The 15,449-nt window shown below is 63.2% G+C and carries 14 protein-coding genes; 6 read left to right on the top strand and 8 right to left on the bottom strand.

Annotated features, from left to right (window positions below; genetic code table 11):
• Positions 1-108 precede the first annotated feature (108 nt).
• The 3 genes from ercA to Q8X51_RS05735 all read left to right on the top strand — a co-directional run bounded on the left by ercA (position 109) and on the right by Q8X51_RS05735 (position 4,184).
• The gene (gene ercA, locus Q8X51_RS05745) at positions 109-1,272 is read left to right on the top strand and encodes an alcohol dehydrogenase-like regulatory protein ErcA (RefSeq protein ID WP_065926995.1); all 1,164 of its coding nucleotides are present in this window, start codon (positions 109-111) and stop codon (positions 1,270-1,272) included.
• Positions 1,256-2,626 carry an ATP-binding response regulator gene (locus Q8X51_RS05740; RefSeq protein ID WP_065948409.1) on the top strand — a complete coding sequence of 457 codons (1,371 nt, stop codon included), beginning with the start codon at positions 1,256-1,258 and terminating at the stop codon, positions 2,624-2,626. The genes ercA and Q8X51_RS05740 overlap by 17 nt, the downstream gene beginning before the upstream one ends.
• A 79-nt stretch (positions 2,627-2,705) precedes the next feature.
• Positions 2,706-4,184, top strand: a complete 1,479-nt coding sequence (locus tag Q8X51_RS05735; RefSeq protein WP_027606213.1) for a DASS family sodium-coupled anion symporter — start codon at positions 2,706-2,708, stop codon at positions 4,182-4,184.
• 146 nt (positions 4,185-4,330) lie between these two features.
• On the opposite strand, the gene Q8X51_RS05730 is transcribed toward Q8X51_RS05735, so the two are convergent.
• A complete protein-coding gene (locus Q8X51_RS05730) occupies positions 4,331-5,329 on the bottom strand; it encodes an NADP-dependent oxidoreductase (RefSeq protein ID WP_074847226.1) in 999 nt (332 codons plus the stop codon).
• 29 nt (positions 5,330-5,358) lie between these two features.
• Positions 5,359-6,147, bottom strand: coding sequence for an SDR family NAD(P)-dependent oxidoreductase (locus Q8X51_RS05725; protein ID WP_065926998.1), 789 nt, complete (start codon positions 6,145-6,147; stop codon positions 5,359-5,361).
• Positions 6,148-6,324: 177 nt separating this feature from the next.
• Here Q8X51_RS05725 and Q8X51_RS05720 point away from each other — a divergent pair, with 177 nt between their 5' ends.
• The 3 genes from Q8X51_RS05720 (at position 6,325) to Q8X51_RS05710 (ending at position 9,814) form a co-directional block, all read left to right on the top strand.
• Positions 6,325-6,912 carry a TetR/AcrR family transcriptional regulator gene (locus Q8X51_RS05720; protein WP_065926999.1) on the top strand — a complete coding sequence of 196 codons (588 nt, stop codon included), beginning with the start codon at positions 6,325-6,327 and terminating at the stop codon, positions 6,910-6,912.
• Between the two features lie 116 nt (positions 6,913-7,028).
• Positions 7,029-8,672: an MFS transporter gene (locus Q8X51_RS05715; protein WP_065927000.1), complete on the top strand. Its 1,644-nt coding sequence runs from the start codon at positions 7,029-7,031 to the stop codon at positions 8,670-8,672.
• Positions 8,669-9,814, top strand: coding sequence for an HlyD family secretion protein (locus tag Q8X51_RS05710; RefSeq protein WP_065948404.1), 1,146 nt, complete (start codon positions 8,669-8,671; stop codon positions 9,812-9,814). Before Q8X51_RS05715 ends, Q8X51_RS05710 begins: the two co-directional genes overlap by 4 nt.
• Before the next feature lie 111 nt (positions 9,815-9,925).
• On the opposite strand, the gene Q8X51_RS05705 is transcribed toward Q8X51_RS05710, so the two are convergent.
• The 6 genes from Q8X51_RS05705 to Q8X51_RS05680 all read right to left on the bottom strand — a co-directional run bounded on the left by Q8X51_RS05705 (position 9,926) and on the right by Q8X51_RS05680 (position 15,400).
• Positions 9,926-10,783 carry an aldose 1-epimerase gene (locus Q8X51_RS05705; protein ID WP_407694332.1) on the bottom strand — a complete coding sequence of 286 codons (858 nt, stop codon included), beginning with the start codon at positions 10,781-10,783 and terminating at the stop codon, positions 9,926-9,928.
• Between the two features lie 2 nt (positions 10,784-10,785).
• Complete coding sequence (locus tag Q8X51_RS05700) at positions 10,786-12,066, bottom strand: TRAP transporter large permease (RefSeq protein WP_407694331.1); 1,281 nt, start codon at positions 12,064-12,066, stop codon at positions 10,786-10,788.
• A gap of 1 nt (position 12,067) precedes the next feature.
• Positions 12,068-12,595 (bottom strand): TRAP transporter small permease, encoded by a 528-nt coding sequence (locus Q8X51_RS05695; RefSeq protein ID WP_065927004.1) that lies wholly within the window; start codon positions 12,593-12,595, stop codon positions 12,068-12,070.
• A 66-nt stretch (positions 12,596-12,661) separates the two neighbouring features.
• Positions 12,662-13,624: a TRAP transporter substrate-binding protein gene (locus tag Q8X51_RS05690; RefSeq protein ID WP_065927005.1), complete on the bottom strand. Its 963-nt coding sequence runs from the start codon at positions 13,622-13,624 to the stop codon at positions 12,662-12,664.
• A gap of 51 nt (positions 13,625-13,675) precedes the next feature.
• Positions 13,676-14,551, bottom strand: coding sequence for an SMP-30/gluconolactonase/LRE family protein (locus Q8X51_RS05685; protein ID WP_065927006.1), 876 nt, complete (start codon positions 14,549-14,551; stop codon positions 13,676-13,678).
• A gap of 30 nt (positions 14,552-14,581) precedes the next feature.
• On the bottom strand, positions 14,582-15,400 hold the full coding sequence (locus Q8X51_RS05680; protein ID WP_065927007.1) for an NAD-dependent epimerase/dehydratase family protein: 819 nt from the start codon (positions 15,398-15,400) through the stop codon (positions 14,582-14,584).
• Positions 15,401-15,449: the final 49 nt, after the last annotated feature.

Below are 15,449 nucleotides of genomic sequence, written 5' to 3'. Positions count from 1 at the left end.
GCGCTGGCCGGTGCCCTATTGGGAATGACCCTTTGGTCTGATTGCAAACGCCTGCGAATGGGTTAGTGTGGAGCGCATCTCCCAAAAATAATAACAACAGGCTTTCCAATGAGCCCCAATCTGAGCCTCCTGCGTAAATTCGTCTCGCCTGAAATCATCTTCGGTGCCGGCTGTCGGCACAACGTCGGTAACTACGCCAAGACCTTTGGTGCGCGCAAGGTCCTGGTGGTCAGCGACCCCGGTGTGATCGCCGCCGGATGGGTCGCCGATGTGGAAGCCAGCCTGCAGGCCATCGGCATCGACTACTGCCTGTACAGCGCCGTGTCGCCCAACCCGCGCGTCGAGGAAGTGATGCTCGGTGCCGAGGTGTACCGGGAAAACCATTGCGACGTGATCGTGGCCATCGGCGGCGGCAGCCCCATGGACTGCGGCAAGGCCATCGGCATTGTGGTCGCCCATGGGCGCTGCATCCTCGAGTTCGAAGGCGTGGACACCATCCGCGTGCCGAGCCCGCCACTGATCCTGATCCCCACCACCGCCGGCACCTCGGCGGATGTCTCGCAGTTCGTGATCATTTCCAACCAGCAGGAACGCATGAAGTTCTCCATCGTCAGCAAGGCGGTGGTGCCGGATGTGTCGCTGATCGACCCGGAAACCACGGCGAGCATGGACCCGTTCCTGTCCGCCTGTACTGGCATCGACGCGCTGGTGCATGCGATCGAGGCGTTCGTGTCCACCGGCCATGGCCCGCTGACCGACCCCCATGCGCTGGAAGCCATGCGCCTGATCAACGGCAACCTGGTGCAGATGATCGCCAACCCCGGTGACATTGCCCTGCGCGAGAAGATCATGCTCGGCAGCATGCAGGCGGGGTTGGCGTTCTCCAATGCGATCCTCGGCGCGGTGCATGCCATGTCCCACAGCCTCGGCGGGTTTCTCGACCTGCCCCATGGCTTGTGCAACGCGGTGCTGGTGGAACACGTGGTGGCGTTCAACTACAACTCGGCGCCGGAGCGCTTCAAGGTGATTGCCGAGACCTTCGGCATCGATTGCCGTGGTCTCAACCACCGACAGATCTGTGGGCGCCTGGTGGAACACCTGATTGCCCTGAAACACGCCATCGGCTTCCATGAAACCCTCGGCCTGCATGGCGTGCGCGTGGCGGACATTCCGTTCCTGTCCCAGCATGCGATGCACGACCCGTGCATCCTCACCAACCCGCGCGAGTCCAGCCAGCGTGATGTCGAGGTGGTGTATGGCGAAGCGCTCTGACGACCAGCAACAGGCCCTCGCCGGTCTGTTGGGCCTGGGTAATCACTCGGCGCGCAAGAGCCACTACCCGGAACTCACCGCGCGTCTCGACGAGTTGGAGGCCGAGCGCAACCGCTATATCCGTCTCAACGATGAGCTGGAGCAGCGCGTGGCGGCGCGCACCGATGAACTGCTGGAAGCCAACCGCAACCTGCAACAGCAGATCGCCCAGCGCGAGCAGGTCGAGCAGGAGCTGCGTGACGCCCGCGATGCCGCCGAGGCCGCCAACCGCAGCAAGGACAAATACCTCGCCGCCGCCAGCCATGACCTGTTGCAGCCGCTCAACGCCGCGCGACTGCTGATCTCCACCTTGCGCGAGCGCAAGCTGCCCAGCGTCGAACAAGTGCTGGTGGAACGTACGCACCAGGCCCTGGAAGGCGCCGAGGATTTGCTCACCGACCTGCTGGATATTTCGCGGCTCGACCAGGCGGCGGTCAAGCCCGATGTGGCGCTGTATCGCCTGGATGAGCTGTTTGCGCCGCTGGTCTCGGAGTTCCAGTCGGTGGCGCTGGCGGCCGGGCTGAACCTGCGCGCGCGTACCGGCCATTATGCGATTCGCACCGACCTGCGCCTGGTGACGCGGATCCTGCGCAACTTCCTCAGCAACGCCTGTCGCTACACCGACGAGGGCTGCATCCTGCTCGGCGCGCGCCGCCGTGGCGATCGCCTGCGCCTGGAGGTGTGGGACACCGGGCGCGGCATCGCGGCCGACCGCCTCGACGCGATCTTCCTCGAGTTCAACCAGCTCGACGTCGGCCGTGCCTCGGACCGCAAAGGCGTAGGGCTGGGTCTGGCGATTGTCGAGCGCATCGCCGAGATCCTCGGCTACCCGGTGGCAGTCCGTTCGTGGCCGGGGCGCGGCTCGATGTTCAGTATCGAGGTGCCCATCAGCGACGAGATGCCCCTGGCGATCAGCCAACTGCCGGCGCAACCGAGCACGGGCAACCCGCTGCCGGGAAGGCGCCTGCTGGTGATCGACAACGAGGTGAGCATCCTCGACAGCATGCGCGCGCTGCTGGGGCAGTGGGGCTGCGAGGTAATTACCGCCACCGACCAGGCCGGGGCGTTGCTGGCGTTGCAGGGCAGGGCGCCGGAGCTGATCCTCGCCGACTACCACCTTGACCATGGGGTGGTGGGCTGTGCGGTGGTCAAGCACTTGCGCGAGCATTTCGCGCAGAACATCCCCGCCGTGATCATCACCGCCGACCGCACTGACCAGTGCCGCCGCGCGCTGCGCCGCCTGGACGCGCCGTTGCTGAACAAACCGCTCAAGCCCGGCAAGTTGCGGGCGGTATTGAGCCAGTTATTGACCTAGGGTGTTGATACCCGTCAACACCTGTTGCGGCGCTTTGCCCCATGCTGCCTCCCTGATTCAGAGCCCGACGGAGCCCGCCATGAACGCCCCCGCAACAACCGCAGCCTCTTTCAAGTTGCCCCTGGGCCTGGTGATCGGCGTACTGGTGATGGTCGGCGTGCTGCTGTTGCCGCTGCCCGCCGACCTGCCGGTGGCCGGGCAGCGCATGCTGGCGATCCTCGCGTTTGCGGTGGTGGTGTGGATCACCGAGGCGGTGTCCTATGAAGCCAGCGCGATCATGATCACCTCGCTCATGGCGTTTTTGCTCGGCACCGCGCCGTCGCTGCAAGACCCCACGCACCTGATCGGCTCCAGCCCGGCCATCAGCATGGCGCTTACCGGCTTTTCCAACCCGGCACTGGCCCTGGTGGCGGGCGCGTTGTTCATTGCGGCGGCCATGACCCACACCGGCCTGGACCGGCGCATCGCCCTGGTGACCCTGACCCGCGTCGGCACCAGCACGCGGGGCATTCTGCTCGGGGCGATTGCGGTGACGATCCTGCTCAGCCTCGTGGTGCCCAGCGCCACGGCGCGCAGCGCCTGTGTGGTGCCGATCATGATGGGCGTGGTCGCCGCATTTGGCGTGGACAAGCGCTCCAACATCGCCGCCGGCCTGATGATCGTGGTGGCCCAGGGCACCAGCATCTGGAACGTCGGCATCCAGACCGCCGCCGCGCAAAACCTGCTGACCGTGGGCTTTATGGACAAGATGCTCGGCCAGCGCGTGTCGTGGATCGACTGGCTGATCGCCGGCGCGCCGTGGGCGGTGATCATGTCGGCGGTGTTGCTGTTCCTGGTGATCAAGCTGCTGCCGCCGGAAACCGACAGCATCCCCGGTGGCAAGGAGGCCGTGGCCCAGTCCCTGGTGGACATCGGCCCGATGACCGGCCCGCAGAAACGTTTGCTGACGGTGTCGGTGCTGCTGCTGTTGGCATGGGCCACGGAAGGGCGCCTGCACCCGTTCGACACCACCTCGACCACCTATGCCGGGTTGGTGTTCCTGCTGCTGCCGGGCATCGGGGTGATGACCTGGAAAGATGTGCAATCGCGCATTCCGTGGGGCACGGTGATCGTGTTTGGCGTGGGCATCAGCCTCGGTACCGCATTGCTGACCACCCAGGCCGGGCAATGGCTGGGGTCCCAGGTGGTGGCGCACACCGGCCTGGATCAGGTCGGGCCGCTGGGGGTGTTTGCGATCCTGGGGGCGTTTCTGATTGTGATCCACCTGGGCTTTGCCAGCGCCACGGCGCTGACTTCGGCGTTGTTGCCGATATTGATTGCGGTGCTGCAGACCTTGCCGGGGGAGTTCAACCGCTTGGGCATGACCATGCTGTTGGGGTTTGTGATGAGCTACGGGTTTATCCTGCCGATCAATGCGCCGCAGAACATGGTGTGCCTGGGGACGGGGACGTTTACGGCGCGGCAGTTTGCCAAGGTGGGGATCCTGGTGACGTTGATCGGGTATGGGTTGATGTTGGTGTTTGCGGCGACTTACTGGAGCTGGCTCGGTTGGATCTGATTTGAAATGCGCTTGTGGATGCCCATGAGATCCACTGTGGCAGGCCGCTGATGTGGTGAGCGGGCTTGTCCCGCGCTGGGGGCGCTTCGCACCCTCACGGGGGACAAGTCTGCATCGCCATCAGCTTGAGCGTTGGGTGGGCTTAGTCATAGGACCTTGATCACCACCTTGCCCTTGGCTCTGCCCCGTTCGACGTAGCTCAAGGCCTCAGCCGTTGCCTCGAGAGGGAAGGTTCGGTCGATCACCGGTGTGATAGCGCCGGACTCGACGAGCGCGGTGATTTTCTGCAATTGCGCACCGCTCGCACGCATGAACACGAACCCATAGTCGACGCCCTGCCTGCGGGCTTTTCTGCGTATGCCGCTGCTTAACAGGCGCATGATCCAACCGAGTCCCCAGGACAGCTTTTGCTCGCGTGCGAACTCGGCGGTCGGTGGCCCCGAGATGGAGATGAGCTGCCCACCCGGTTTGAGAATGCGCAGGGATTTTTCCAGTTCGGCGGGGCCGAGGCTGTTCAAGACGACGTCGTAGTCACGCAAGACGTTTTCGAAATTCTGCTGCGTATAGTCGATGACGACGTCTGCTCCCAACGCCTTGACCCAATCCACGTTGGCGGTGCTGGTCGTGGTGGCAACGAAAGCCCCCAGGTGTTTTGCAAGCTGGATGGCAATGCTGCCGACACCACCGGAGCCCGCCTGGATAAAGACTTTTTGCCCCTTCTTCACGCGGGCTGTTTCAACCAGCACCTGCCAGGCGGTCAGTGCCACCAGGGGCAGGGCGGCGGCTTGTTCCATGCTGGTGTTTTTGGGTTTCAGTGCGAGGGCACTTTCCTTAATCGCGATCAGCTCGGCAAAGCCACCGATGCGCGCGTCGGGCGGGCGCGCGTAGACCTCGTCACCGGGCTTGAAGGTGCGCACGCCTGACCCTACGCGAACGACGACGCCGGCCAGGTCGTTGCCCATGATCAGCGGGAATGTGTACGGCAGGATCAGTTTGAATTCACCCTTGCTGATCTTCGAGTCCAGCTGGTTGACGCTGCTGGCATGTACCTTGACCAGTACGTCGTGGATGCCCGGTTCCGGGTCCGGTACCTCGGCAAGGCGTCCTTGATGCTTGCCGTAACGGTCGATCAGGAAGGCTTTCATCGTTCAGTTCCCATGGCTATACGTGACAATCACGCCTTGGCTTGATAGCGCTCGGCGACGACCGATTGGCGAATCTCTGACAGCAAACCCTGGCGGGCGGCTTGCAGGGCATCCCAGCGGGCGGCGTCTTGCAATGGCGGAATGGTCACCGGCTCGCGACGATCAAAACCGACCAGCGCAGCATCGACCAACTCGTCCACGCTCATGATTTCGCTCAGGGTATTGATGTCGATGCCCGCGCGATCCCAGATTTCCGTGCGAGTGGCGGCTGGAAGAACGGCTTGCACGTAGACGCCCTTGGGCGAGAGTTCGAGGCTCAGCCCCTGGGATAGAAACAGCACGAACGCCTTGGTTGCACCGTAGACGCTCATGCCGAATTCCGGTGCCAGCCCCACCACCGAGCCAATGTTGATAATCGCGCCGTTACCGGCGTGTACCAGGCGTGGAGCGATGGCGCTGGCGAGTCGCACCAGGGCGGTGGTGTTGAGCGCGACCAGGTTGGTAACGCTGTCGATGGATTGCTCGATGAAGCTGCCGGAGAGGGCGGCGCCCGCATTGTTCACCAGGATGCCGATACTGGCGTCGTCACGCAGGCGTGCTTCGACGCGGGCCAGGTCACCGGTTTGAGTCAGGTCGGCCTGGATCACGTCAATGGACACCGCGTGTTTCTCACGCAGCTGCGAGGCCAGTGCGTCCAGCCGGCCTTTATCGCGGGCTACCAGCACGAGATTGTGCCCACGTTGGGCAAAACGCTCGGCGTAGGTCGCGCCAATGCCTGTTGAGGCGCCGGTAATCAGTACGGTTTCTGGGGTGCTCATAAGTAGATGCTCTTGATTGTTCAGGATGATCAGAGACGGCGATCCGCGCCGTACAGCCGCAGAGACATGCGCTGGTGGTTTTATGATGTCGATCACAATCAAAACTGTCAACAGTTTTGATTGTGATCGACATCAGAGTATAGTCAGGCCATTGTTCAGGAGTCCCAGGGGCGCGAAATGAAGATCACCAAGACACAATCACTCGCCAACCGAGCTCATATTGTGGAGACGGCGTCAGAGCTGTTTCGTGAGCGTGGCTATGACGGTGTGGGTGTGGCAGAACTCATGGCTACTGCGGGTTTTACCCAGGGAGGCTTCTACAAACACTTCGGCTCCAAGGCCGACTTGATGGCCGAAGCAGCGGAAAATAGCCTGGCAAAGTCCCTGTCGAATAGCTCCGATCTGGACATTCCGGGCTTTGTGAACCTGTACGTGTCCAGGGATCACAGAGACGGCAGGGGAGAGGGGTGCACCATGGCAGCCCTGTGTGGTGACGCGGCCCGTCAGTCAGATGATCTGAAGGCAACCTTTGCCAGTGGCGTTGAAAACACGCTTGCAGCACTCGAGGACAAGTACACGGCGGGTGTGGATGTGCCCAGGCAAGAGGTCCGCGCGAAAATGATCGACCTGCTGGCCCATGCAATCGGTGCGGTCATGCTGTCGCGGGCGTGTCCGGATGACTCGGCCCTGGCGGATGAAATATTGGAAACGTGCCGCGCTGAGATAATGGCATCCCTGCCATCGAGTAAAGAAAGCAGCGCATGAGTGGCAAGATGGGCGCTGACCGACGCGCCCAAGATGGCAAGATGAACCCCGCTCAGGTTTACTACTCTGAGTAGTGGTTTTACCGACGTCACCCGTCGGCTCATCTAGGTCATCGAATGGACAAATACACCCCCCGCCCTTGGGAACCCCACGAGCGCCCGAGCCTGCCGGGCTCGCCGTCGACGCCGCTGCATCCGACGCACAAGCGCTGGCTGTTTGCGATGGTCGGCGTGCTGGTGGCAATCACCGGTGGCCTTGGCAACGCGCTGGTGATCGCCAACCTGCAATACCTGCAAGGCGCCCTCGGTGCGACCACCGCGGAAATGGCCTGGCTGCCCGCCGCCTATGTGATGACCAACGTATGCATGAACCTGCTGCTGGTGAAGTTCCGCCAGCAATTCGGCCTGCGCGCGTTTACCGAGGTGTTCCTGGTGCTGTATGCGCTGGTGACCTTCGGCCACTTGTTCGTCAACGACCTCAACTCGGCCATCGCCGTACGGGCCGCCCACGGCATGGTCGGCGCGGCGCTGAGTTCGTTGGGCTTGTATTACATGATCCAGGCGTTCCCGGCCAAGTGGCGGTTGAAATCCCTGGTGCTGGGGCTGGGCACGGCGCAGTTGGCGTTGCCCCTGGCGCGGCTGTTCTCCGAGGACTTGTTGCAGATCGCCGAATGGCGCGGGCTTTACCTGTTCGAACTGGGCCTGGCGCTGATCTGCCTGGGTTGTGTATTCCTGCTCAAACTGCCTCCCGGCGACCGCTTCAAGACCTTTGAAAAACTCGACTTCGTCACCTTCGCCATTCTCGCCAGCGGTGTCGCGCTGCTGTGTGCGGTGTTGTCCCTGGGGCGTATCGACTGGTGGCTGGAAGCGCCGTGGATCGGCGTGGCCTCGGCCTGTTCCCTGGTGCTGATCATGGCCGGCCTGGCCATCGAGCATAACCGCGCCAACCCGATGCTGATGACCCGCTGGCTGGGCAGCGGCACCATGATCCGCCTGGCGTTGGCGGTGATCCTGATTCGCATGGTGCTGTCGGAGCAGTCCACCGGTGCGGTGGGGTTCATGCAGATGCTGAACATGAGCTACCAGCAGATGCATACGCTGTACGTGGTGATGCTGGCCGGCGCGATCAGCGGGCTGGTGGTCAGTGCGCTGACGATCAACCCGGCGCACCTTTTAATGCCGTTGGTCATCTCCCTGGCGCTGATGGCCACCGGCTCGGTGATGGACAGTTTCTCCAGCAACCTCACGCGTCCGCAGAACCTGTACATCAGTCAGTTCCTGCTAGGCTTCGGTGGCACCTTCTTCCTGGGGCCGACCATGGTGCTGGGGACCAAAAACGTGCTGGCCAACCCGCGTAACCTGGTGAGCTTTTCGGTGATGTTCGGGATTTGCCAGAACCTCGGCGGCCTGATCGGCGCGGCTTTGCTCGGGACCTTCCAGATCGTGCGCGAGAAGTATCATTCCAGCATGATCGTCGAGCACCTGACGCTGCTCGACCCGCGTGTGGCCGCACGGGTGCAGAGCGGCGGGTCGGCCTATGGCGGTATCGTCGCCGACCCGGAACTGCGTAACCTCATGGGCATCCGCAGCCTGGCCACGGCGGCGACCCGCGAGGCCAATGTCATGGCCTACAACGATGTGTTCATGCTGATCGCGATTATCGCGATCCTGACCATGATCTGGATCTTTATCCGCAGTCTGTGGCTGATGAGTACCACCAAGGCAGCCACTCCCGTTCAACCCAGCGGCGCTACTTCATGACCGAACCCACCACCACGACCACCAACGCCATCGCCGCCACCCCGGAAGGCACCACGCCGCCCGGCGCCACGGTTACCGAGCCGCGCTCATTGCGCGTGCGCATCTTCTCGTCCCTGGGCTTTGCCGCGATTGCCATCGTCGGCGTGCTGATCGTGCTGTATGCCTGGCAATTGCCGCCGTTCAGCAGCGCGGTGGAAACCACCGAGAACGCTCTGGTGCGCGGCCAGGTGACCATTATCGGCCCGCAGCTCAGCGGCTATGTGTTCGAGGTGCCGGTGCAGGACTTCCAGTACGTCAAGGCCGGCGACCTGCTGGTGCGCCTGGATGACCGTATCTACAAGCAGCGCCTCGACCAGGCCCTGGCGCAACTGGCGGTGCAGAAGGCCGCGCTGGCCAATGTGGTGCAGCAACGCAACAGTGCCGAAGCCACCATCAAGCTGCGCCAGGCCGCACTGGTGGACAGCCAGGCCCAGGCGCGCAAAAGCACCGCCGACCTGCGCCGCAACGAAGAGCTGATCAGCGACGGTTCGGTGTCCCGGCGCGAGCTGGACGTGACCCGCGCCGCCAATGCCCAGACCATCGCCGCCGTGGCCCAGGCCCAGGCCAGCCTGGAAATCGCGCGGCAGGATTTGCAGACGGTGATCGTCAATCGCGGCTCCCTGGAAGCGGCGGTGGCCAGTGCCGAGGCGGCGGTGGAGCTGGCGCGGATCGACCTGTCCAACACCCGCATTACGGCGCCCCGTGACGGGCAGTTGGGGCAGATTGGCGTGCGCCTGGGGGCCTACGTCAACTCCGGCGCGCAGTTGATGGCGCTGGTGCCGAAGCAGCTGTGGGTGATCGCCAACATGAAGGAAACCCAGATGGACAATGTGCAGGTCGGCCAGCCGGTGACTTTCACCGTGGATGCGCTCAACCACCGCAGGTTTCACGGCACGGTGCAGCATATCTCCCCAGCCACGGGCTCGGAGTTCAGCCTGTTGCAAGCGGACAACGCGACGGGCAACTTTGTGAAGATTGCCCAACGCGTGCCGGTGCGGATCACCGTGGACCCGGATCAGGCCGAGAGCGAACGGTTGCGGCCGGGGTTGTCGGTTGTCGTGAGTATCGACACGGCTGGGCGGCTGAAAAACTCTCCACCTTGAGCATGACGCTGATCCCTGTAGGAGCGAGCTTGCTCGCGAAGATCGTCAACGATAACGCGGGGCGCCTGATGCCCCGCGTTGCCCTGAGGTTTTTCGCGAGCAAGCTCGCTCCTACAGGGGGGTGTATTTCAGGTTGAAATTGAGTTGGACCGACTGATTGTGTTCCAGCAGTTTCAGGCCCGGCCGTCCCGCCAGGTGATGAGCATTCACCGGATGGCTCACCGGCTCGATGCAAAAGAACCCCAGCCCCGGCGGGCAGTACAGCAGGAAGTAATCGGCCCCGCTGGCCTGGCATTCCAGCGCGTAGCCCAGGTCCGGCTGTTCGATCCGGCAATAGCCATCCCATTGGCAGAAACCATTGTCCACCAGGCCTTCGGGCAGGGGCTTCAATGCCTGGAAGTCCCACTCGCCCGGCACCGGCGCCAACCCCGTCGGCAGCTTGGACGCGTCACTCATCCACACCTGTGCGGCCCTGGCCTGCAACCGGGTACCCGGCCGGCGCGGAAAGTACGGATGCAAGCCCAGGCCGTGCCACGCCGCTGTTTCGGCCAGATGGGTCACCCGCAGTTCAATACTTAACGCTCCGTCACTCAGGCGAATCCGCTGCTCGGCGCGATAGGCAAACGGCGTCTCGCACAGTGCCTCCAGCACCACTTCATCCGCCGACTGGCTGACCACCTGCCACGCCTGTTGCCAGGCCGAGCCATGGATCGGCAGCGGATCGGTGAGGCTGTTGGGCGTGAGCGCGAGCCAACCGTCGGGGTTGTCGAAACCGCCGTGGGCAATGCGGTTGGACCAGGGCACCAACGGATAGCACGCCAGCTTGCCGGGCAAACCGGTATGGATCGCCTGCTCATCGTTATGGCGCAGCAGCGGCTGCCCGGTGGCGCGCACCGTCCAGTTGACGAGGCTGCCGCCCACGGCCGGATTCACGGTGAGGTGGGTCAGGTGGTCTTCAAGTTCAATCATCTTCACAACACCACGCTTGGCAGCCACAACGACAGCGCCGGAATGTAAGTCACCGCTAACAGCACCAGGAACAGCACGGCGTAAAACGGCAGCAGCGCTTTCACGGTCTTCTCGATACTCACCTTGCCCACCGCCGCACCCACGAACAGCACCGCACCCACCGGCGGCGTAATCAAGCCAATGCCGAGGTTAACCAGCATGATCATGCCGAAGTGCACCGGGTCGACGCCGATACCGAGCACCACCGGCAGCAGGATTGGCGTGAGGATCAGGATCAGCGGTGCCATGTCCATCACCGTGCCGAGCAACAGCAGCATGGCGTTGATGCACATCAGGATCACGTAGCGGTTGTCCGACAGGGTCAGGAACAGCGTGGTGATTTTTGCCGGGATCTGCATCAGGGTCATGATGTAGCCGAAGCTGGCGGCGAAGGCGATCAGGATCATCACGATGGAAATGGTGCGCACCGTGCGGTGCATCAGCTTGGGCAGCTCGCTCCATTTGTAGTCGCGGTAGATGAACATGGTCACGAAGAACGCCCACAGCACGGCAATCGCGGCGGACTCGGTGGCGGTGAAAATGCCCGAAAGAATGCCGCCGAGGATGATCGCCATGGCCATCAGGCCCCACAGCGCGTCGGCGCAGATTTTCAGGGCCTGTTTCAAGGGGATGACTTCGCCCTTGGGGTAGTTGCGTTTTTTCGCGAAGATCAGGCACAGCACCATCAGGCACGCGCTCATCAGCAAGCCGGGCACCACGCCGGCCATGAACAGCGAGGCGATGGACACCGTGCCGCCCGCCGCCAGGGAGTAGAGCACCGAGTTATGGCTGGGCGGGGTCAACAGCGCCTGCACCGAACCGCTGACGGTGACGGCGGTGGCAAATTCCCGTGGGTAGCCACGGCGCTCCATTTCCGGGATCAGCACCGAGCCGACCGAGGCGGTGTCGGCCACCGACGAGCCGGAGATGGCGCCAAAGAACGTCGAGGCCATGATGTTCACCAGCGACAGGCCACCGCGCACAAACCCCACCAGCACCCCGGCAAACGCCACCAGCCGCCGCGACATGCCGCCCTCGGCCATGATCGCCCCCGCCAGCACGAAGAACGGAATCGCCATCAGCGAAAATTTGTTCACCCCGCCCGCCACCTGAATCATCAGGGCCTGGAACGGGATGTCGATCCACCACGCGCCAATCAGCGCCGACAAACCCAGGGCGTAGGCCACCGGCATGCCGATCAGGATCAAGGCGATAAAGCTGCCCAGCAGAATCAATGCGTCCATATCAGGCAGCCCCTTCGCTTTCTTCCACCAGGTCGAAGCGCACCACGCGCCGGTTGCTCTGGTCACCGAGCAGGAGTTTTTCCACCACGAAGATCAGGGTCAGCAGCCCGCCAATCGGAATCGGCATATAGGTGATGCCCACGCGCAGGGTCGGGATGGCGCTCATGAACTGGTTCCAGGTGGACACGCACAGCTTGGTGCCCCAGATCGCCATGAACAGGCAGATGGTGCCCATCAGCAGTTGCGACAGGATGCCGACGATGCGGCGCTGGGCGGGCGGCAGGCGGTCCGTGACCATGGCCACCGACATATGCGCGCCGGCGCGGTAGCTGGCGGCGGCGCCGATAAAGGTGAACACCAGCATCAGCAGGATGGCGGTGGGTTCCGGCCAGCTGGAGCCGGTGCCGAGGATGTAGCGGGCGAAGATGCCCCAGGGGATGATCAGTGCGACGCCGAGAACCGAGAGGCCGGCGACCCAGATGCAGGTCATGTAGATGCGGTCGTTGATGCGCAGCAGTAGATTCTTCATGGCGTTCACCGTAACCGGGCGCGGCGGTGCAGACCGCGCCGGGCCTTTTGCGAGAGGCAGGAGAGGTTATTGAACGGCGTCGATGCGCGCGATGATGTCGGCGTACGGCGCGCCGTACTTGGCGCGAACCGCTGCGGTGGCGTCATAGAAGGGCTTTTTGTCGACGGTGATGAACTCGACGCCGGCCTTTTTGAGTTTTTCCTCACTGCTGGCGGACTTGGCATCCCACAGCGCGCGCTCATCGGCCTGGGCGGCCTTGGCGGCGTTTTTGACCATGACCTGTTGCGCCGGGGTGAGCTTGTTCCAGGTGATTTTCGACATCACGATGGGCTCGGGCAGGATCAGGTGCTCGGTGAGGGTGTAGTACTTGGCGTTCTGGAAGTGGTTGTGTTCCAGCAGGGTCGGCGGGTTGTTCTCCGCGCCGTCGATCACCCCGGTCTGCAGGGCGCTGAAGATCTCGCCGGTGTCCATTGCAATGCCGTTGGCGCCCATCGCGTTGAAGGCGTCGATGAACAGCGGGTTGCCTTGCACGCGGATCTTCATGCCTTTGAGGTCTTCGATCTTGCGCACCGGCTTCTTGGTGTAGAGGTTGCGTGTGCCGCCGTCCATCCAGGCCAGGGCCACCAGGCCGAACTCGGAGTCGGTGATCTTGGCGAGAATCTCGTCGCCGATCTCGCCGTCGATAACCTTGCGCATATGCGCCTGGTCGCGGAACACGAACGGCAGGTTGAACACGTTCACGTCCGGCACCACCGGCCCGACGATGCCGAGGCTGACGCGGGTCATCTGCACGGCGCCGACCTGGGCCTGTTCGACCACTTCCTTCTCGGAGCCCAGCACGCCGCCGGGGAAGTACTTGAAGGTCAGTTCGCCGTTACTTTCCTTGGTCAGGGCCTTGCCCATGTTTTCTTCGGCGACGACGGTGGGGTAGCCGGCGGGGTGGATGTCGGCGAACTTGATTTCCAGTGCCTGGGCGGCGCTGCTGAGGGTAAAGACTGCGGCGGCGAGCAAGGTGCGTTTGAAGTCCATGGGAGGTCACTCCTGTGTTGTTATTGTTGTATTCAAGGCACAGCGATGCAGCTAAAGGATGAAGCGGGGCTCCGGCAATCCGGTGACACCGGGGTTGAGGGCGAACACGCCGCCGGACACTGACTGTTCACTCTGGTCGTCACGGATCGAGGTGACGAACAGGGTGTCCAGGCGGCTGCCGCCGAAGGCGCACATGGTGGGTTTTTTCACCGGTACGGTGAGGGAGCGGTCCAGGCGCCCGTCGGGGGTGAAGCGGTGGATCAGGCCGGCGTCGTTGGCGCAGATCCAGTAGCAGCCATCGGCGTCCACGGCGGCGCCGTCGGGGCGGCCGAGGAAGTTGTGCATGTCGACGAACACGCGACGGTTGGACGGCGTGCCGGTGTCGATGTCGTAGTCGAAGGCCCAGATCTGCTGGACCAGCGGGTGCGAATCCGAGGCATACATCGTGCGGCCATCGGGGCTGAAGGCCAGGCCGTTGAGGGTGATAAAACCGTCCAGATGGGCGTGGGGGGCCGAACCCGATGCATAGCGATAGAGGATGCCTTCGGCCGCATTCGCGCCCATGTTCAGCACCATGCTGCCGGCCCAGAAACGGCCCTGGCGGTCGCAACGGCCGTCGTTCAGGCGCATGTCCGGGCGTGGATGCTCGACACTGGCCAACGGCGTGGTATCGAGGCTGCCGTCGTTGTGCGGCGTGAGTTGGAAGAAACCGGTTTCCATCCCGGCGACCCAGTTGCCCGCCGTGGTGCGGGCAATGCAGGCAAGCATCTGCGGGGCTTTCCAGGCGGCAACGTGGCCGCTGGCGGCGCTCCATTTTTGCAGGCCGCCGTTGGGGATATCCACCCAGTACAGGGCGTTTTCCTCGGGCACCCACACCGGGCATTCGCCCACGGCATTGCGGGCGTCGACGATCAATTCAGCAGTCATGGCCACTCATTCCCTTGGGTTGGTGTGAACTCAGTCACCGAACGGCCCGGCGGCGCAGAACGCCCCACCCTGATAGACCTTGGCCGGGTCATCGGCGGCTACCGGTGGCTGGGTTTCGACCTGGGCGCGGAAGACTTCGGAGCTGTCTTTCGGGGCGTAGCCCAGGTGCGCGGCGTAGCGGTTGTCCCACCAGGTGTCGAGGTTATCCGACATGCCGTAGACCACCGTGTGACCGACGTTCGGCGTATACAGCGCGCGTTCGAGCAGTTGGGTCAGGTCGTCGAAGCTCAGCCAGGTGTGCATCATCCGGCGGTTCTGCGGTTCTGGGAACGAGGAGCCGATACGGATGCTCACGGTCTCGATGCCGTAGCGGTCGAAGTAGAAGCTCGCCATGTCTTCGCCGTAGGACTTGGACAGGCCGTAGTAGCTGTCGGGGCGGCGTGGGGAGTGGGCGTCGATGGTTTCGGTCTGCTTGTAAAAGCCGATCACATGGTTGGAACTGGCGAAGATCACACGTTTTACCCCATGGCGGCGTGCGGCTTCGTAGATATGGAAGGTACCGCTGATATTGGCGCCGAGGATTTCTTCAAACGGACGCTCCACCGATACACCGCCGAAGTGCAGGATGGCGTCGACGCCTTCCACCAGGTGGTGCACCGCTTGTTTGTCGGCGAGGTCGCAGGGCTGGACTTCTTCCGAGGCATCCACCGGCGGGGCCATGCTGGCGATGTCCGACAGGCGCAGCACCTGGGTGTAGGGACGCAGGCGTTCGCGCAGGACTTTGCCGAGGCCGCCGGCGGCACCGGTGAGCAGCAGGCGGTTGAAGGGAGTGGGGGTGGTCGTGGTCATGGGGATTCCAAATTTTTGTTGTAGGTTGTCGTATGACTATGCCGAAGTA

This window comes from Pseudomonas sp. Yb2C2 (assembly GCF_052112325.1).
Lineage (GTDB): Bacteria > Pseudomonadota > Gammaproteobacteria > Pseudomonadales > Pseudomonadaceae > Aquipseudomonas > Aquipseudomonas marginalis.
The sequence above is the reverse complement of the archived record's forward strand: the minus strand, read 5'-3'. Positions and strand labels throughout refer to the sequence as shown.